Consider the following 18,546-nt stretch of genomic DNA (forward strand, 5'->3'; position numbering starts at 1 on the left):
GGCCGTGTACGCGGGACTGCAGCGTGGCTGCAATGAGAGCGCAGCTAAGGAATGCGTTCCTGGTAGGTACGGCATGCCTGCCCGAAGGCTTGGAACATTTTCATTGAATCCTGGTTGGCGGTGGCCTGCCACTCAGGGTGCCACTGCACCGCCAGCGTGAAGCCGGGCGCCGTGGCGACGGTGCAGGCTTCCACCAGCCCGTCGTCGGCGGTGGCTTCCGCCACCAGCCCCGGCGCGAGACGGTCGATACCCTGCCCGTGCAGGGAATTGACCATGATCTCGCGCGCGCCATCGAGGATGTGCGCGAGTTTTCCGCCCGGCGCGATTTGGACGCGGTGCGCCGGGCCATACTGTTTTTCAAGCGTATCCAGCGGACTGTCGCGGTGGTCCAGCATGCCCGGCACTTCCTGCACCGCCTGGTGCAGGGTGCCGCCCAGCGCCACGTTCAGTTCCTGGAAGCCGCGGCAGATCGCCATCAGCGGGATGCCGCGCTTGAGGGCGGCGCGTATCAGCGGCAGCGTGGTGGCGTCGCGCGCATGGTCCTGCGGCAGTTCGAGGTTGAGTACTTCCTGGCCGTACAGGATGGCTTGCAGATTGGAGGCCGAGCCGGTGAGCATGATGCCGTCGGCGGCCGAGAGCACGGCTTCGAAATCGGTCTGCGCGCCCAGCGCAGGCAGGATCAGCGGCATGCAGCGGGCTCCCTGTACAACGGCGTCGATGTACTTGGAATGCACGGCGTGGTCGGGATGCGAGCCTATATGCCGGGTGCAGGCGGGGACGATAACTAATGGTCGGCGCATGGCTTCAGTCTCTGTGCAGAGGCCTCCGTTTAAGCGATAAGCCAATTTATCACATTTCCAGATTTGCTATCATCACGCACAACACTTTTGCTGCGAAGCCACACATTGAAACATCTTCCCTGGCGCGACTTCTTCGCCCTCATCCTCAGTATCGGCGTCGTCGGCCTCGGGCTCGGCACCACCATTCCCCTCGCCGCGCTCACGCTGGACCAGCGCGGCGCGGGCGCGCACCTGATCGGCCTGGTGACGGCGGCCAGTGCGCTCGGCATCCTCGGCTCGGCGCCTTTCGTCACCGGCTGGGTGGCGCGTTTCGGGCCGCGCGGCACCATGATCGGCGCGGTATGGGCGGCGGCGCTGTCCACCGCCCTGATGCAGATCACGGACAACGTGTGGCTGTGGGGCGTGCTGCGCTTCGTGTTCGGCGCCGCCATGGGCGTGCTGTTTACGGTGGGCGAGGCATGGGTGAACCGGCTGGCGCCGGACAACTCGCGCGGGCGCGTGGTGGCCATCTACACCACCAGCTTTACGCTGTTCCAGCTGGCCGGTCCGGCGCTGGTGGCGGCGCTGAACGGCAAGGTGGCGTGGAGCTTTGCGGCCTGCGGCGGCCTGTTCCTGCTCGCGCTGCCGGGCCTGGGACTGATCAACGGGGCGCGCCTGCCCGACAGCGATGAGCCGCATCCGCGCTGGCAGAGCGTGCTGCCGAAAATGCCGATGATCGTGATGGGCGCGGCCTTCTTCGCGCTGTTCGACACGTTGATCCTGAGCTTCCTGCCAGTGTATGCGATCCGCCAGGGCATCGTAACGGAGCTGGCGCTGCTGTCGGCCACCGTGGTGCTGGTGGGCGATACGGCGTTGCAGTTCGCCATGGGCTGGCTGGCGGACCGCTACGGCCGCCGGCGCGTGCACGTCGCCTGCGGCGTGGCGGTGTGCCTGCTGCTGCCGCTGCTGCCGTTCGCCGCCGGCACGCCGTGGCTATGGTGGACCCTGCTGGTGGCGCTGGGCGCGGCGGCCGGCGCCATCTACATGCTGTCGCTGGTGGCATGCGGAGAGAAATTCTCCGGGCCGTCGCTCACCACGGCCAGCGCGGTGGTCAATGCCTCGTGGGGCGTGGCCAGCGCGGGCGGTCCGCTGGTCACGGGGGTGCTGATGCAAAGCGCCGGCATCCAGGCGCTGCCCGCCGTGCTGTTCGCGGGCTGCGCGCTGTTCCTGGCCAGCGCGTGGTGGGAACGGCAGCGCGGCCTGGCCCGCGCGCGCAGCACTCCCTGAGCGCGCCGGCGTGGAAATCGGTGACATTTGGACACAGGCCGCCATGCTACGCTAGCGCTCCTTTTTCTCCTCCAGCTCAATCAATGAACGCAAGACTACTATTTGGCGCGCTGCTGCTGGCCAGCATGCTGGCCGGATGCGGCGGCGAACAGCCTGCCGAACCAGCGGCAGCCATGCAGCCCAAGCTGCTGAGCGGCGGCGCCGTCGCCAGCGCCGCTGCCGCCGTCAGCGCCGGCACCGAGGTGCGCCGCTTCGAAGGCCTGCGCTCGGACTACACCGTCTACAACTCCGGCAGCTATGCCACGGTCACCAACAAGAGCGGCGTGCAGGTCAGCGTACCGGTCAACAGCACGCTGCGCTTCTCCGACAGCTCCCTGGTGCTGGGCACGGACGGCACACCAGCGGTGGTCTACCGCCTGTACCAGGCGGCGTTCGGCCGCGCCCCCGCCATTGGCGGCCTGACCTTCTGGACCAATGCGCTGGACAGCGGCTATTCGCTGGAAACCATTGCCGGCAATTTCATCGACTCCGACGAATTCCGCCGCCTGTACGGTCCGGCCCCCGCACCGAACGACTTCGTCAGCAAGCTGTATCGGAACATCCTGCACCGCGATGGCGATCCGGACGGCGTCGCCTTCTGGCTCACCGCCCTGATTCGCGGCGTCGCCACGCCGCCGCAAGTGCTGATGGGGTTCAGCGAAAGCGACGAAAACCGCCTGGGCGTGAAGGCCGCCATGCAACAAGGCATTGCCATCTTCGAGCGCGGCGTCAGCTACACCCCGGTGGCGCGCACCGGCGGCTCGCAAGAGGTACTGGCCGGCTCGCAGGTGCAGCTGGACGGCACGGCCAGCACGGCCAATGGACCGCTGACCTATGAGTGGGCCATGCTGATGCGTCCCGGCGGCAGCCAGGCGGTATTGGCCAACACCCAGGGCGGCATGCCCACGTTCACCCCCGACGTTGCCGGCCAATACCTGGTGACGCTGACGGTGCGCACCGGCGCCACGCGCAGCAAGGAAGTGTCCTTGCTGGTGGTGGCCAAGGTGATACCGGAACTGTGGAAGCCGGACGCCAGCGCATTGCCGGCGGCCGGCAACTACGTGTACCTGCAAGGTTCGGGCGGCGACTACATCGTCGGCAACCGCAGTTATCTGTACCGCCAGAGCGATGCCGCGTTTACCCTGTCGGCCAGCGACAACTACCTGTCGCTGCGGGTGGCGGGCGACCAGGACTGGACGGGCGACTTCAAGCAATCGGGCAGCGGCGCCAGGCTCTCGCCCGGCTACTACGGCGACCTGACGCGCTATCCCTTCCAGAACGCGAATATGGGCGGCCTCGACTGGTCCGGTGAAGGACGCGGCTGCAACACGCTGCGCGGCTGGTTCGTGGTGGACAAGGTGGAATACGCCGGCGCCAAGCTGTCGGCAATCGACCTGCGCTTCGAGCAGCACTGCGAAGGCGGCAGCTCGGCGCTGCGCGGGCAGGTGCACTGGAACGCGGCCGACAACACCGGCGCGCCAGGCCCGGCACTGCCGGTGCCCGCAGGCCTGTGGACGCCTACGGTGAACCCGGCCGGCAATTCGGTCTATCTGGAAAGCACGGCGGGCGACTACATCGGCGGCGGCAAGAAATACCTCTATCTGGAGAGCGCTGCCACCGTCAGCGTTACCGGCAACAGCTTTACCGTCAGCGTCAACAGCAACGGCGACCGCTGGAGCGGCGAGTTCGTGGGCATGAATTCGCTCAGCGAGCTCAAACCGGGCTACTACGGCGGACTGCAGCGCTATCCCTTCCACAACGCCGTCAAAGGCGGCATGTCGTGGGGTGGCAACGGACGCGGCTGCAATACGCTGACCGGCTGGTTCGTGATCGACAAGATCAGCTACGAAAACGGCAACGTGAAAGAACTCGACGCCCGCTTCGAACAGCACTGCGAGGGCGGCAGCAGCGCCCTGCGCGGGCGGATACGCCGCGTGTTCTGAGGCGTATCCGCCTCAGGCCGGCGCATCGGCGGCGATTTCCAGCCGCGTTTCCGCCAGCAGTTTTTTCAGCTCCGGCACGCAGGAGCCGCAGTTGCCGCCGGCCTTGACGCAGGCGGTCACTTCCGGCACCGACTTCAGGTCCTGCTCGCGGATGGCCGAGCAGATCGTGTTGCGGCCCACGCCGAAGCAGGAGCACACGGTGGGCCCCACATCCACGCCCTTCTTCAGCGGACGGCCGATCAGCAGGCTGGCGCGGTCGGCGTCGGCCAGTGCCTCCTCGGCGAACAGGCCGGCCAGCCAGCTGCGCGCCGGCAGGTCCAGGCGCGGCGACAGGAAGATGCACTGCTCGATGCGGTCGTCCACCACGTGCACCGCGCGGTACATGCCCTCGGTGCGGTCGGCGTATTCCAGCCAGTCCGCGTCAGGATCCTGCACGCCCAGCAGTTCGCGCGCCCAGCCGCTGAAGTCGGCGATGCTGTTGCGGCCGGCCAGTTCGTAGCGCGCGAATTCCTTGCCCTGGATGCGGGTCCAGTGCGCCACGCTGTCCAGGCCGAGCTCGCTGCGGCTCAGGATGAAGGCATGCCAGCTCACGCGGAACTGCTCGATGCGCACCGGCGTGTGCTTGAACTCAGGCTCGCCCGACACCGGATCGACCACCGGGTTGACCACCCCGCCCACGCGCGCGTCCGACGAAGTCTGGCCGCTCCAGTGGATGGGAATGAACACGCCGCCGCGCGCGATGCCGCCGCCGTGCTGCACGCGCGCCACCATCGAACCCCACTGGCTGGTCACGCGCGCCAGCTCGCCTTCGCGCACACCGTGGATCAGCGCGTCCTGCGGATGCATGTCGATGAACGATTCCGGAACGTGGTCCGCCAGCCTGGCCGAGCGGCCGGTGCGCGTCATGGTGTGCCACTGGTCGCGCACGCGGCCGGTGTTCAGCGCCAGCGGGAAGTCCTCGTCGATCTGGTGCACCGGCAGGCGCGGCAAGGTGGCGATGAAGCGCGCCTTGCCGTCCGGGTGCGAATAGCGTCCATCCTCGAACAGGCGCGCCGTGCCGCCGTCCACGCCGACGTGCTCGCGCACCGGCCACTGGACAGGCGACATGGTGTCGAAAGCGCTATGGTTCATGTTCGCCAGGCCGCCGATGTTGAACACGCGCGGCAGGTCGTCGGCGCTGTTGCGCCAGGCGCTCAGGCGCGCGTGTTCGTCGAACACTTCGTGCACGGCGCCGAAATCGAAGCCGGCGTAGCCCATGCGCTGGGCGAACTGCGAGATGATCCACCAGTCGCCGCGCGCTTCGCCCGGCGCCGGCAGGAAGGCGCGCTGGCGCGAGATGCGGCGTTCGGAATTGGTGACCGTGCCGTCCTTCTCGCCCCAGCCCAGGGCCGGCAGCAGCACGTCTGCGTAGGCGTTGGTGTCGGTGCCGAGGACGATGTCGGAGGCCACCACCAGCTCGCACTTGGCCAGCGCGCGCTTGACCTGGTCCGCGTTCGGCAGGCTCACCACCGGATTGGTGGCCATGATCCACACCGCCTTCACGCGGCCGGCTTCAATGGCCTCGAACAGGTCCACCGCTTTCAGGCCGGGCTTGTCCGCCATGCGCGGCGAGTCCCAGAAGGTCTGCACCGCGTCGCGGTGGGCGCTGTTGTCCAGGTCCATGTGCGCGGCCAGCATATTGGCCAGGCCGCCCACTTCGCGCCCGCCCATGGCGTTCGGCTGGCCGGTGATGGAGAACGGGCCCATGCCCGGCTTGCCGATGCGGCCGCCGACCAGGTGGCAGTTGATGATGCTGTTGGCCTTGTCGGTGCCGGCCGAGGACTGGTTCACGCCCATCGAGAAGGCGGTGATGACCTTGGCGGTGGCGGCGAACGATTCGTAGAATTCCATCAGCGCGCCCAGGCTGATCTTGCAGGCCTTGGCGACGGCGGCCGGATCGGCGCAATCGACTTCGGCGGCGGCCAGCGCGGCCTCGAAGCCGTTGGTGTGCGCCGCCACGTATTCGGGATCGACCGCGCCGATGCGCGACAGATAGCTGAGCAGGCCGTTGAACAGCCACACGTCGGTGCCCGGCTTGACCGGCAGGTGCAGGTCGGCCAGTTCGCAGGTGGCGGTGCGGCGCGGGTCGACCACCACCAGCTTCAGATTGGGGCGCTTCTCGCGTTCGCGGGCGATGCGCTGGAACAGGATGGGATGGCACCAGGCCATGTTGGAGCCCACCAGCACGATCATGTCGGCCAGTTCCAGGTCTTCGTAGCAGACCGGCACCAGGTCTTCGCCGAAGGCGCGCTTGTGGCCGGCCACGGCCGACGACATGCACAGGCGCGAGTTGGTGTCGATATTGGCGCTGCCGACGTAGCCCTTCATCAGCTTGTTGGCGACGTAGTAGTCTTCCGTCAGCAGCTGGCCGGAGACGTACAGCGCCACCGCGTCCGGGCCGTGTTCGGCGATGACGGCCTGCCATTTGCCGGCCACCTTGCCGAGCGCTTCGTCCCAGGAGACCCGGCGCAAGGCGGCAGAACCGCGTTCATCCCTCACCTGCGGATACAGCAGGCGGCCGTCCAGGCTTACCGTCTCGCCCAGCGCGGAACCCTTGACGCACAGCTTGCCCAGGTTGGCGGGGTGGTCCTGGTCGCCGGCCACGGCAACCGTGCCGTCGCCCTGCGGAGTGGCCTTCACGCCGCAGCCGACGCCGCAGTATGCGCAAGTGGTTTGTACCGACAGATTATCTTGGGACAGGTTCACGATGGTTCTCACTCAATTTTTACGCGGCGCACAGGGCCTGGCCGAACAGCAGGTGCTGGCGTATCGGGGTGATGTCGGTGCGGTTCTGGATCAGGTCGTAGTACCACGGGCCGTCCTGCACGTCGCCGTACAGCACGGCGCCGGTGATGCAGCCGTTCTTCAGCACCAGGCGCTTGTACACGCCGCGCTTGGCGTCGCGCAGCACCAGGTCTTCGCTGCCTTCGCCGCCGATGAAGTCGCCCACCGAGTACAGGTCCACGCCCGTCACTTTCAGCCGGGTGGGGGATGTCTGCTGCACGTAGCGGCGGTGGCCGGCGCCGGCCAGGTGGGCGCCGCACACGCGCGCCTGCTCCCAGATCGGGGCCACCAGGCCGAACGTGGCGCTGCGGTGCTGTACGCATTCACCCACGGCATAGACGCGCGGGTCGTAGGTTTGCAGCGTGTCGTCGACCACGATGGCGCGGTCGCAGTGCAGGCCGGCTTCCTTGGCCAGCGCGATGTTGGGGCGCACGCCGGCGGTCATCACCACCAGGTCGGCCGGTATTTCGCTGCCGTCCTTGAAGCGCACCGACGTTACACGGTCCGGGCCCGCTATTTCTGCGGTCTGTGCGTTCAGCATGAAGTTCAGGCCCTTGTTTTCCAGCGCCTTCTGCAGCAGCTGGGCGGCCGGCTTGTCGAGCTGCTGATTCATCAGCGCATCGGTGACGTGCACCACGGTCACCTGCATACCCTGGCGCAGCAGGCCGTTGGCCGCTTCCAGCCCGAGCAGGCCGCCGCCGATGACCACCGCGTGCTTGTGGTTGCGCGACGCCTCCAGCATGGTCTCCACATCCTGGATGTCGCGGAAGGCGATCACGCCGGGCAGCTGGTGGCCCGGCACCGGGATAATGAAGGGCTTGGAGCCGGTGGCCAGCAGCAGGCGGTCGTAACGCACTTCCTTGCCGGACTGCGCGCGCACGATGCGCTTGCGGCGGTCGATGTGCACCACCGGGTCGCCCGCGTGCAGCGTGATGTTGTGGCTCTCGTACCACTCGCGGGTGTGCAGCATGATGTCGTCGACCGTCTTCTCGCCCGCCAGCACCGGCGACAGCAGGATGCGGTTGTAGTTACCGTATGGCTCGGCGCCGAACACGGTAATGTCGTACAGGTCCGGCGCCAGCTTGTGCAGCTCCTCGACGGTGCGCATGCCCGCCATGCCGTTGCCGATGACGACCAGTGCCGGTTTCATTACGCACCCACCCAGACTTTGCCGCCGTCGATGCGGGCCGGATAGGTCGCCACCGAGTGTTCCGGCGCTTCCAGGCATTCGCCGGTCTGCAGGTCGAAATGGTGCTTGTAGATGGGCGAGGCGACCACGATGCGTTCGCCCAGATTGCCCACCAGGCCGCGCGAGAGCACCGATGCTTGCGAGTTGGGGTCGTAGTTGTGGATGGCGAACACGCGCTGCTCGCCGTCGTTCACGTGGAACACGGCCACGTGCTCGCCCTGCAGCAGCGCGCACACGCCGGTGTTCGGGACGATGTCTTCCAGCGCGCAGATGGCGGTCCAGCGGTCGTTTTGGATATCGCGGTGCATGGTGCTTCTCCTCAAGCTACTTTGATCGGGATGACGACGGCCTTGCGCTCTTCCAGCGTGGCCGGGCGGATCTGGCCGCGTTCTTCCATGAAGATGACGTTCGGGTCGGCCTGCTCGCTGTTGACGAAGTGGCGGAAGCGCTTGCGCGTCTCAGGGTCGGTAACGGCCACCTTCCACTCGCACTCGTAGGTGTCGACGACGTTCTGCATTTCGGCTTCCAGCTCGGCGGCGATGTTCAGCTTGTCCTTGATGACCACGTCCTTCAGGTAGTCCAGGCCGCCTTCCAGGTTGTCGCGCCAGGTGCTGGTGCGCTGCAGGCGGTCGGCGGTGCGGGTGTAGAACATCAGGAAGCGGTCGATGTACTGCACCAGCGTGGCCTTGTCCAGGTCGGAGGCGATCAGTTCGGCGTGGCGCGGCTTCATGCCGCCGTTGCCGCACACGTACAGGTTCCAGCCTTTTTCGGTGGCGATGATGCCGACGTCCTTGCCCTGCGCTTCGGCGCACTCGCGGGTGCAGCCGGACACGCCGAACTTGATCTTGTGCGGCGTGCGCAGGCCCTTGTAGCGGTTTTCCAGCTCGATGGCCAGGCCCACGCTGTCGTCCACGCCGTAGCGGCACCAGGTGGAGCCGACGCAGGACTTCACGGTACGCAGCGACTTGCCGTAGGCGTGGCCGGTTTCGAAACCGGCGGCAATCAGCTCTTCCCAGATCAGCGGCAGCTGCTCGACGCGCGCGCCGAACAGGTCGACGCGCTGGCCGCCGGTGATCTTGGTGTACAGGCCGTATTTCTTGGCCACGGTGCCGACCGCGATCAGGCCGTCGGCGGTCACTTCCCCGCCCGGCATGCGCGGCACCACCGAGTAGGTGCCGTCCTTCTGGATATTGCCCAGGAAGTAGTCGTTGGTGTCCTGCAGGCTGGCGTGTTCCTTCTTCAGCACGAAGTCGTTCCAGCAGGAGGCCAGGATGCTGGCGGCCAGCGGCTTGCACACGTCGCAGCCCAGGCCCTTGCCGTGCTGCGCCAGCAGCGCGTCGAAGGTGCGGATCTGGCCGACGCGGATCAGGTGGTACAGTTCCTGGCGCGAGTAGGCGAAGTGTTCGCAGACATGGTTGTTGACGTCCATGCCCAGCTTCTTCATCTCGGCCTTCATCACCTGGGTCACCAGCGGCACGCAGCCGCCGCAGGCGGTGCCGGCCTTGGTGCAGGACTTGAGCGCGCCGATGCTGGTGGCGCCGTCGCCGACGGCGGCGCAGATGGCGCCTTTCGACACGTCGTTGCAGGAGCAGATCTGGGCGCCTTCGGGCAGCGCGTCCACGCCCAGCCCCGGCTTGGCCTTGCCGTCCGACTGCGGCAGGATCAGGAACTCGGGCGACTCCGGCAGTTCGATCTTGTTGAGCATCATTTGCAGCAGGGTGCCGTACTCGCTGGCGTCGCCCACCATCACGCCGCCCAGCAGGTAGCGGCCGCAGCTCGACACCACGATCTTCTTGTAGATCTGCTTGCGCTCGTCCATGAACTGGTATACGCGGCTGCCTTCTTCCTTGCCGTGCGGGTCGCCGATGGAGGCCACGTCCACGCCCATCAGTTTCAGCTTGGTGCTCATGTCCGCGCCGTTGAATTCAGCCGCTTCGCCCAGCAGGTGCTTGGCCGCCACGCGCGCCATTTCGTAGCCGGGCGCCACCAGGCCGTAGATCATGCCGCCCCACAGCGCGCATTCGCCGATGGCGTAGATGTCGCGGTCCGAGGTCATGCAGTTGTTGTCGATGACGATGCCGCCGCGCGGCCCCACTTCCAGGCCGCTTTCCTTGGCCAGCATGTCGCGCGGGCGGATGCCGGCCGAGAACACGATCATGTCGGCGTCCAGGTGGCTGCCGTCGGCGAACTGCATGCGGTGGGTGCCGTCCACGCCGTCGACGATGGCGGTGGTGTTCTTCGCCGTGTGCACGGTCACGCCCAGCGCTTCGATCTTGGAGCGCAGCACGCGCGCGCCGCCGTCATCGACCTGCACCGCCATCAGGCGCGGCGAGAACTCGACCACGTGGGTGTCCAGGTTCATGTCGCGCAGCGCCTTGGCGCATTCCAGGCCCAGCAGGCCGCCGCCGATCACCACGCCGGTCTTGGAGCGCTTGCCGCATTCGAGCATGGCTTCCAGGTCTTCGATGGTGCGGTAGACGAAGCAGTCCTTGCGTTCCTTGCCCGGCAGCGGCGGCACGAAGGGGAAGGAGCCGGTGGCCATCACCAGCTTGTCGTAGCTGAGCACTTCGCCGTCGCTGGTGGTGACGGTCTTGGCGGCAGCATCGATGGCCGTGGCGCGGGCGTTCAGGCGCAGCACCATGTCGTCGCGGTCGAAGAAGCCGGGCTTGACCAGCGACAGGTCCTCGGCGCTTTTCCCTGCGAAGAACTCGGACAGGTGCACGCGGTCGTAGGCCGGACGCGGTTCTTCGCACAGGATGGTCACGTTCAGCCTGGCGTTGCCGCCGTGGGTGGCCAGGCTTTCGAGGAATTTGTGGCCTACCATGCCGTGGCCGATGACGATGATGTTCATTGCTTTGCTCCTAGATTCTTAAGCTGCGGCCAGGGCCGACTCTTCAACCGCCGCGCTGCTGAAGCGCGCTGCGATGGCGCATACCGCCGATGCCGCGACCAGCACGCCGAGGATGCTCAGGGTTTGCTGCACGTCGCCGCCCATGCCCTTCATGAGGAAGCCCGCCGCCACCGCGCCGACGTTGCCGCCCGCGCCGATGATGCCGGCCACGCCGCCCAGGGCGCGCTTGTCGACGAACGGCACCAGCGCGTAGGTGGCGCCGCAAGCCATGTGGGTGAACAGGCCGAACACCAGCATGGCGATCACCGCGAAGGCGACGCTGTCGGCGTTGGCGAACCACAGCAGGCCCACGCCTTCGCCGATCATCATGATGAACAGCAGCGTGACGCGGCTGTTCAGGGTGCCGCGCATGGCGGCCTTGTCGGATACCCAGCCGCCCAGGGCGCGGGCGAACAGCGCCAGCAGGCCGAAGCTGCCGGCGGCCATGCCGGCCTGGCCCAGCGACAATTTGAAGTGGTCCACGTAGTAGACGGCGGCGATGTTGTGGATGAAGATCTCCACCCCGAAGCAGGCGCCGTAGGTGACGAACAGCAGCCACACGCGGTAGTTGGTGGCGGCCAGCTTGAAGCTGTCCCAGCCGCCTTTCTTACCGCCTTCGATGGCGATGCCGGCCGCGCGCAGCTCGCTGTAGTTACCTTGCGGGCAGTCCTGCGTGAATTGGTAGTACACCACGGCCATGACCAGCATCAGCAGGCCCGGCACCACCAGTGCCGCGCGCCAGCCGAACTTCTCGCCCACGCCCAGCATGATCATGGCGGCCATCAGCAGCGGCATCAGCGCCTGCGCCGCACCGCCGCCGGCGTTGCCCCAGCCCGCGGCTGCCGCGTTGGCCGTGCCCACCACGTTCGGCCCGAACATCACCGAGGTGTGGTACTGGGTGATGACAAAGCTGGCGCCGACCGCGCCGATCAGCAGGCGGAAAAATAAAAAGCTTTCGTAGCTCTGCGCGGCGGCCACGCCCAGCACCGGGATCGCGCCCAGCAGCAGCAGGCCGGTATAGGCCTTGCGCGGGCCGAAATGGTCGCACAGCGGGCCGATGATCAGGCGCACGACGATGGTGATGGCTACTGCGGCGATATTGATGTTGGCGATCTGCGCCATCGTCAGGCCGAACTCTCCCTTAATCACCGGCATCAGCGGCGCGCAGGCGAACCAGGCGAAGAAACAGATGAAGAACGCCATCCAGGTCAGGTGGAAGGCACGCATCGGCGGCGTGGAGATGGTGAAGAGCTTGATGCTGGTAGCTTTGCTGGCCATTTTTTTATCCCGTCTAGAAAACAAAAAAGCGTCCGCGCAGCCTTGATCTAACATCAAGCTGGGCGGACGCCGTTGTCCTGCCAGTCCGTCGTTAGACCAGCGCATTTGTTTGGGGGATCGCCATTGATCCTGTCCTTATCCTTTGCAAGAGGCGTGCCAGACAGGCGCAGTGCGGTTTACAGGGGGGAGCGGCCGATATTGTTACTTCAACGAACTTAATTCAGGGTGCCGGTGGCATATTGCGGTGCAACAGCGCACTCCGATGGTGCGTATGCGGGTGCACCATCGTGTGCACCGCCCCATGCGTCCGCGCAGCGCACCACGTCGCCCACCACGATGATGCTGGGGCTGCCCAGGCCGCTGGCGGCCAGCGCCTGGGGCAGTTCGCCCAGCGTGGTGATCAGCTGGCGCTGCGCGTCACGGGTGGCCGATTGCACCACCGCCACCGGCGTGTCCGGGCGCGCGCCGCCGGCCAGCAGGCCGGCCTGTATTGCGGCGCAGCGCGCCACGCCCATATAGATCACCAGGGTCAGCCCGCTTTGCGCCAGCGCCGGCCAGTTCGGCTCCGAGCCGGCGTCCTTGCCGTGGCCGGTGACGAACACCGCGCCCTGGCTCCAGCTGCGGTGCGTGAGCGGGATGCCGATGCTGGACGGCGCTGCCAGGCCGCTGCTGATGCCGGGCACCACCTCCACTTGTATGCCGTGCGCCAGCAGCTGCGCGCGCTCTTCGCCGCCGCGCCCGAACAGGTAGGGGTCGCCGCCCTTCAGGCGCACCACATGCTGGCCGGCGCGCGCTTCGGCGATCATCAGCCGCTCGATGAATTCCTGCGGCGTGGACTGGCAGCCGCCGCGCTTGCCGACCTGGACTACGCGCGCCCGCGGCGATGCGCAGGCCAGGATGTCCGGGTTCACCAGGTCGTCCACCAGCAGCACGTCGGCGGCGGCGATGGCCTTGGCGGCCTTGAGGGTGAGCAGGTCCGGGTCGCCGGGACCGGCGCCCACCAGGGTGACTTTGCCTTGCTGGTTCATGCTACGCTCCTATGCATTGGCCGTGTTCAGGGCCGTTTTCACCATGTCGTCGATTTCGCCGGTGATGTTCGACAGCACGCCCGCCACCACGGCGAATTCGCGCCCGGCGAAACCGGCCCGCGCCGCCACGATGCGCGCGTTGAAGGCCACCATCTTGGCCTGCTTGGCAATGGTTTCGATTTCCGTGATCACCCCGCGCAGCTGCTTTTTCATCAGCAGCGCGTGCTTTTTGGACTGCTCTTCATAGATGGCGGTGATCTGGTTCAGCAGCGCCAGCACCGGCGTTGTCATCTCGACCAGCTGGGCCAGCAGCGCCTGCGCGCCGCGCGACTCGTCCTCGCAGGCCCGCAGGGTGCGCTCGGCCAGGTCCATGAAGTCCCGGATCTGGCGGTCGCCGCCGGGGCGGCCGAAGTAGACCTCCTCCAGCTCGGGGCAGAAGATGCCCGGCACGGTATCGCTGCCCTCCACCAGCGCGTGGTGGGCGCCGCGGAACAGCGCCAGCGCCTCGCGCGCGGTGGCGGCGGCGTTTTCCTGGCCTTGGCCGGCCAGCACCGCGTACAGCACCAGGCGCTGCGACGTGAAGCGCCGCCGGCCGGAAAGATTGATCAATGCGCCAAATACTTCGCCCGACAGCGCGGGCGCTTCGTTCTTGGTGGCCAGTGCGGCCGCTCCGTAATTTGCCATCTGCACCCTCTTGGTGGGTTTCTACTACTGCCTGATGCTGAAGGACGCCGCATAGCGTTCCGGGTCGCTGCCGTTCCACTGTTTGCCATCCATCAGCGTGGAACTGCGCAGGACGCTTTGCGGCACGGGTGTCTCCGTCATTTCCGCTGCTTCGCGGTATAGGTTTATCTGGTGTACCGAACTGGCCACGGCCAGGTAGTCGGGATCGGCCTTGAGCAGGCCCCAGCGCCGTTGCTGGGTCATGAACCACATGCCGTCCGACAGGTAAGGGAAATTCACCGCGCCTTCGTGGTGGAAGCGCAGCGGGTGCGGGTCTTCCCAGCTCTTGCCCAGGCCGTCCTGGTAGTGGCCCAGGATGCGCTGGCAGATCACGTCCTTGCTGGTGTTCACGTAGGGCACGGCCGAAATGATCTCGGCCATGGCCATGCGGTTGGCGGCGCTGGCGTCTATCCAGCGGCTGGCCTCCAGCACGGCGGCAATCACCGCGCGGCAGGTGTTGGGATGCGTGCGCGCGAATTCGGCCGACGCGGCCAGCACCTTTTCCGGATGCTCGGGCCAGATCTGCTGGCTGGTGGCGGCGGTAATGCCGATGCCGTCCATCACGGCGCGATGGCCCCAGGGCTCGCCGGCGCAAAAGCCGTCCATGTGGCCGGCGCCCAGGTTGGACACCATCTGCGCCGGCGGCACCGTGATCACGCGCGCATGGCGCATCGGATCGATGCCGTGCGCCGCCATCCAGTAGTACAGCCACATGGCGTGGGTGCCGGTGGGGAAGGTCTGCGCGAAGGTGTAGGTGCGCGGCGCGCTTTTCATCAGCGCGGCCAGCGAAGCGCCGTCCACCGCGCCCTGCTCGGCCAGGCGGCGCGACAAGGTGATGGCCTGGCCGTTGCGGTTCAGATTCATCAGGATGGCCATGTCGCGCTTTTGCCAGCCGATGCCCAGTTGGGTGCCGTACACCATGCCGTACAGCGAGTGCGCCGCGTCCAGTTCCCCGGTGAGCAGCTTGTCGCGCACGCCGGCCCACGACGATTCCTTGCTCGGCACGATCTTGATGCCGTATTTCTCATCAAAGCCCAGCACCGCAGCCATGATCACGGAGGCGCAGTCGGTCAGCGGGTTGAACCCGATCCTGACCACTTGCTTTTCCGGTGCCGCATGCTTCGTCATCGCTCTTTTCCTCTACAAAAATGCACCCTAATGGTGCATGCACCAAAATCAGCCCAGTAAATCCTCGACGTCGAGGATGCGCTGGGCGATCTCGGCAAGCTTCAAATTCTTGTTCATGGCCATGCTGCGCAGCTTCTGGTAGGCCGCGTCCTCGGTCATGCCGTGGCGCGTCATCAGCAGGCCCTTGGCACGGTCAATCACCTTGCGTTCGGCCAGTTTGTGGCGGGTGTCGTCCAGTTCGGCCAGCAGCTTCTGCTCCTGCTTGAAGCGCGCCAGCGCCACGTTCAGCACCGGCTTGATGCGCTCGGCCTGCAGGCCCGCCACGATGTACGCGGACACGCCGGCCGCCATCGCCGCTTCCATGCTGGAAGGGGCGTCGTCCTCGGTAAACATGACGATGGGGCGGCGCTCGTCGCGGGTGGCGATGACGATGTGCTCCAGCACGTCGCGCGCGTCCGATTCGGCGTCGATGATGATCATGTCGGGCTGCAGCAGGGCGATCTGCTCGGGCAGATGCATGTCGGCGGGAAGGGAGGCGACGATCTCGTAGCCCGCCTCCTGCAGGCCGGCGTTCAGGGCGTGCGCGCGCGTTGCCGCGTCGGCCGCCTGGACCACCACGATACGTAGATTGCGCGCCGGGGGCGCTGATTGTCGCTTGGATGCCATCTTGGGGTGCTCTGATTCAATACTGGGTTACTAGCAAGAATCAAACCACCCCCGAACGATCACTATTTTGCCGGCAGCCCGGCGATGGAGGGCGCGCGCTCTTTCTGCAGGCGGGCGGCGACCTGTTCGGCCTTGGCCAGCGCGCGGATGATGTTGCCGCCGGCCAGCTTGGCCAGGTCGGCGTCCTTCCAGCCGCGCTGTATCAGTTCGGCGAACAGCGCCGGGTAGGTGGACACGTCATTCAAGCCCTCGGTGGTGGCGCCGCCGTCGAAATCGGCGGCGAGGCCCACATGGTCCATGCCGGCCACCTTGGCCACGTGATCGATATGGTCGGCCACCTGCTGCAAGGTGGTCTTGGGCGCGGGGCCGGCCTGCTTGATATAGGCCGCTTCCACCACCTTGTAGGCGGGGCTGTCGCGCTCCATGGTGCGGGTGCGGGCGATCAGGCCGTCCTTCCAGCGCATGTAGTCGGTGGAGACGAAGGCCGGCACGAAGGTCACCATCACCACGCCGCCGTTGGCCGCCATGCGGGCCAGCACGTCGTCCGGCACGTTGCGCGGATGGTCCACCAGCGCGCGGGCGCTGGAGTGGGAGAAGATGACCGGCGCTGCGCTGGTGTCGAGCGCCTGGCGCATCACGTCCGGGCTGGTGTGGCTCAGGTCCACCAGCATGCCGAGGCGGTTCATCTCGCGCACCACTTCCTTGCCGAAGTTGCTCAGGCCCTTGTTGCGCGGCAGGTCGAGGGCGGCGTCGGCCCAGTCCAGGGTCACGTTGTGGGTCAAGGTCATGTAGCGGGCGCCCAGGTCGTAATAGGCGCGCAGCGCGCCCAGGCTGTTTTCGATGACGTGGCCCCCCTCCATGCCGATGAAGCTGGCCAGCTTGCCGGCCTTGCGGGCCTTGGCGATGTCGGTGCTGCGGGTGGCCAGCACCAGGCGTTCCGGGTAGCGCGCGATCATGCGCTTGGCCAGGTCGATCTGCTCCAGCTGGGTGCGCGCCCAGCCCTGTTTCAGTTCGCCGGGCACGAACACGCTCCAGAACTGCACCGCCACGCGGCCTTCCTTCAGGCGCGGCAAGTCGGTCTGCTGGCCGTTCAGCTTGCGCAGGTCGTAGGCATCCACATCCATCGGATGGGCCTTGTCCTCGCGTATGGTCCACGGCAGGTCGTTATGGCCGTCCACCAGCGGCACCTTGTCCAGCAGCGCCTTGGCGTGCTTGAGCGCCGCCTCGGCAGGCGCTTCGGCGGCGTGGGCGGCGGTGAGTCCGAGGGCGAGCAAAAAAGCATATGCATGACGCATGAGTATGGCTTTCATGAATTGGCAAGACAGCCATCTTAACCATTTTTCTGCTCAAGCATGACATAGCACAAACCGTAGCGCACACGCGGCAGTACGCTGGCTGCCCCCCGTGAACGCCGGTGTAACTTGTGCCCACGATTCGCTCGTTCCATGAGACGCTTCGCGCCTTGAGCCTCGTGCTTGACTGGGCTAAGCTACATCAGAACGAACTGCTCACCAACTGGCAGTGGTGCCAGACGTTGCAGCGCCCAAATCCCATACCGCCTTGGGAGTAAAAATGCACTGGGAGGTTATCGAAGTCAGGCTGCAGGACAATTCCACGCGACCTCGCTCCCGACGCCATGCATGAGCAGATTCAACGCAACGGACGCTGGGTTCTGGAATAGGCCGCATCAGCGTTGCATACCCCAGCGGCGGATGGTGGCGCGTTCGAGGGTGCGGAACACCAGGCTGTCGACCAGCAGGCCGATCAGGATCACGGCGGCCAGGCCGGCGAAGACTTTGTCGGTGTAGAGCTCATTGCGGTTCTGGAAGATGTACCAGCCCAGACCTCCCTTGCCGGACGAGACGCCGAACACCAGCTCAGCGGCGATCAGCGTGCGCCAGGCAAAGGCCCAGCCGATCTTGAGGCCGGAGACTATCGCGGGCAGCGCGGCGGGGACGAGGATCTGCACCACCAGCGGCAGGCCGCGCAGGCCGTAGTTGCGGCCGGCCATGCGCAGCGTTTCGGGAACGCCCTGGAAGCCGGCGTAGGCGCCCAGCGCCAGCGGCCAAAGCACCGCGTGCACGATGACGAACAGCAGGCTGCCGTTGCCCAGGCCGAACCACAGCAGCGCGAGCGGCAACAGCGCGATGGCGGGCAAGGGGTTGAACATGGCGACCAGTGTTTCCAGCAGGTCGCGCCCGAGGCGGGTGGTGACGGCCAGCGCGGTGAGCGCGAAAGCAGCGACTACGCCCAGCACATAGCCTTGCAGCAGGATACTGAGCGAGACACGCACGCGCTCCAGCAGTTCGCCGCTGGCGACGCCTGCCGCGAAGGCGCTTGCGGTTTGCAGGAAGGTGGGCAGCAGCAGGTCGTTGTTCTGCCAGCGCGCGATGGCTTCCCAGCCGGCGGCCAGCGCCAGCAGGATCAACGCCTTGCGCAGCCAGTCCTGCTGCCATACGCGCTGCGCGAGCGGTAGCGGACGCGTGACGCTGGCCGACGCCGGCGGCGCGGCGGCGTATTCGAATTCCTGGCGGATCGGCGGTTCGAGCAGCAGGTTCATAACGCGAGCCTCCGGCCGATGGCATCCACGGCATCATAGCGGCCCAGCGGCAAAGCAGGCGTTGATGCCGGGACCGGCACCGGCAGGCCAGCCGCACTGGCGATTGCAATCGCGGCGGCAGAGATGGAGGCTTCGGCCGGAGCAGCGGCGGTCCTGGCATCCCTGGCGGAGGCGGATGCCGTTGCGGATGCGGGCGTGACGGTGGCCGATGCA

General features: G+C 66.6%; 14 protein-coding genes. 2 read left to right on the forward strand and 12 right to left on the reverse strand.

Annotated elements, in window-relative coordinates; genetic code table 11:
- Positions 1–44: 44 nt before the first annotated feature.
- Positions 45–800, reverse strand: coding sequence for a gamma-glutamyl-gamma-aminobutyrate hydrolase family protein (locus tag AC6H42_RS04980; protein WP_057152902.1), 756 nt, complete (start codon positions 798–800; stop codon positions 45–47).
- A 105-nt stretch (positions 801–905) separates the two neighbouring features.
- Here AC6H42_RS04980 and AC6H42_RS04985 point away from each other — a divergent pair, with 105 nt between their 5' ends.
- Positions 906–2,066, forward strand: coding sequence for an MFS transporter (locus tag AC6H42_RS04985; RefSeq protein ID WP_497547523.1), 1,161 nt, complete (start codon positions 906–908; stop codon positions 2,064–2,066).
- Positions 2,067–2,149: 83 nt separating this feature from the next.
- A complete protein-coding gene (locus tag AC6H42_RS04990) occupies positions 2,150–4,048 on the forward strand; it encodes a DUF4214 domain-containing protein (RefSeq protein WP_497547524.1) in 1,899 nt (632 codons plus the stop codon).
- A 12-nt stretch (positions 4,049–4,060) separates the two neighbouring features.
- Here AC6H42_RS04990 and AC6H42_RS04995 read toward each other — a convergent pair whose 3' ends face one another.
- The 11 genes from AC6H42_RS04995 to AC6H42_RS05045 all read right to left on the reverse strand — a co-directional run bounded on the left by AC6H42_RS04995 (position 4,061) and on the right by AC6H42_RS05045 (position 18,333).
- Positions 4,061–6,793 (reverse strand): molybdopterin-dependent oxidoreductase, encoded by a 2,733-nt coding sequence (locus tag AC6H42_RS04995; protein WP_497547525.1) that lies wholly within the window; start codon positions 6,791–6,793, stop codon positions 4,061–4,063.
- Between the two features lie 19 nt (positions 6,794–6,812).
- Positions 6,813–8,021, reverse strand: a complete 1,209-nt coding sequence (locus tag AC6H42_RS05000) for an NAD(P)/FAD-dependent oxidoreductase (protein ID WP_057152896.1) — start codon at positions 8,019–8,021, stop codon at positions 6,813–6,815.
- A complete protein-coding gene (gene nirD, locus AC6H42_RS05005) occupies positions 8,021–8,368 on the reverse strand; it encodes a nitrite reductase small subunit NirD (protein ID WP_497547526.1) in 348 nt (115 codons plus the stop codon). The genes AC6H42_RS05000 and nirD overlap by 1 nt, the downstream gene beginning before the upstream one ends.
- Positions 8,369–8,379: 11 nt before the next feature.
- Entirely contained in the window at positions 8,380–10,911 is a 2,532-nt protein-coding gene (gene nirB, locus AC6H42_RS05010; protein WP_057152891.1) for a nitrite reductase large subunit NirB, read from the reverse strand.
- A gap of 18 nt (positions 10,912–10,929) precedes the next feature.
- Positions 10,930–12,228: an MFS transporter gene (locus AC6H42_RS05015; protein ID WP_497547527.1), complete on the reverse strand. Its 1,299-nt coding sequence runs from the start codon at positions 12,226–12,228 to the stop codon at positions 10,930–10,932.
- 215 nt (positions 12,229–12,443) lie between these two features.
- Positions 12,444–13,256 carry a uroporphyrinogen-III C-methyltransferase gene (cobA, locus tag AC6H42_RS05020; RefSeq protein ID WP_082551470.1) on the reverse strand — a complete coding sequence of 271 codons (813 nt, stop codon included), beginning with the start codon at positions 13,254–13,256 and terminating at the stop codon, positions 12,444–12,446.
- Between the two features lie 9 nt (positions 13,257–13,265).
- Complete coding sequence (locus AC6H42_RS05025) at positions 13,266–13,940, reverse strand: methyl-accepting chemotaxis protein (RefSeq protein WP_057152887.1); 675 nt, start codon at positions 13,938–13,940, stop codon at positions 13,266–13,268.
- A 24-nt stretch (positions 13,941–13,964) separates the two neighbouring features.
- Positions 13,965–15,107, reverse strand: a complete 1,143-nt coding sequence (locus AC6H42_RS05030) for a CmpA/NrtA family ABC transporter substrate-binding protein (RefSeq protein ID WP_057152885.1) — start codon at positions 15,105–15,107, stop codon at positions 13,965–13,967.
- 48 nt (positions 15,108–15,155) lie between these two features.
- On the reverse strand, positions 15,156–15,773 hold the full coding sequence (locus tag AC6H42_RS05035) for an ANTAR domain-containing response regulator (RefSeq protein ID WP_082551469.1): 618 nt from the start codon (positions 15,771–15,773) through the stop codon (positions 15,156–15,158).
- 62 nt (positions 15,774–15,835) lie between these two features.
- The gene (locus AC6H42_RS05040; protein ID WP_497547528.1) at positions 15,836–17,047 is read right to left on the reverse strand and encodes a dipeptidase; all 1,212 of its coding nucleotides are present in this window, start codon (positions 17,045–17,047) and stop codon (positions 15,836–15,838) included.
- 413 nt (positions 17,048–17,460) lie between these two features.
- Positions 17,461–18,333 carry an ABC transporter permease gene (locus AC6H42_RS05045; protein WP_497547529.1) on the reverse strand — a complete coding sequence of 291 codons (873 nt, stop codon included), beginning with the start codon at positions 18,331–18,333 and terminating at the stop codon, positions 17,461–17,463.
- Positions 18,334–18,546 lie beyond the last annotated feature (213 nt).

The organism is Massilia sp. NBRC 108631 (genome assembly GCF_059704565.1).

Bases quoted from the DNA above. Each gene is read 5' to 3' on its own strand.
- AC6H42_RS04980 (WP_057152902.1), bottom strand. From the start codon at position 800: ATGCGCCGACCATTAGTTATCGTCCCCGCCTGCACCCGGCATATAGGC.
- AC6H42_RS04990 (WP_497547524.1), top strand. From the start codon at position 2,150: ATGAACGCAAGACTACTATTTGGCGCGCTGCTGCTGGCCAGCATGCTG.
- AC6H42_RS05000 (WP_057152896.1), bottom strand. From the start codon at position 8,021: ATGAAACCGGCACTGGTCGTCATCGGCAACGGCATGGCGGGCATGCGC.
- nirD (WP_497547526.1), bottom strand. From the start codon at position 8,368: ATGCACCGCGATATCCAAAACGACCGCTGGACCGCCATCTGCGCGCTG.
- nirB (WP_057152891.1), bottom strand. From the start codon at position 10,911: ATGAACATCATCGTCATCGGCCACGGCATGGTAGGCCACAAATTCCTC.
- AC6H42_RS05015 (WP_497547527.1), bottom strand. From the start codon at position 12,228: ATGGCCAGCAAAGCTACCAGCATCAAGCTCTTCACCATCTCCACGCCG.
- cobA (WP_082551470.1), bottom strand. From the start codon at position 13,256: ATGAACCAGCAAGGCAAAGTCACCCTGGTGGGCGCCGGTCCCGGCGAC.
- AC6H42_RS05025 (WP_057152887.1), bottom strand. From the start codon at position 13,940: ATGGCAAATTACGGAGCGGCCGCACTGGCCACCAAGAACGAAGCGCCC.
- AC6H42_RS05030 (WP_057152885.1), bottom strand. From the start codon at position 15,107: ATGACGAAGCATGCGGCACCGGAAAAGCAAGTGGTCAGGATCGGGTTC.
- AC6H42_RS05035 (WP_082551469.1), bottom strand. From the start codon at position 15,773: ATGGCATCCAAGCGACAATCAGCGCCCCCGGCGCGCAATCTACGTATC.
- AC6H42_RS05045 (WP_497547529.1), bottom strand. From the start codon at position 18,333: ATGAACCTGCTGCTCGAACCGCCGATCCGCCAGGAATTCGAATACGCC.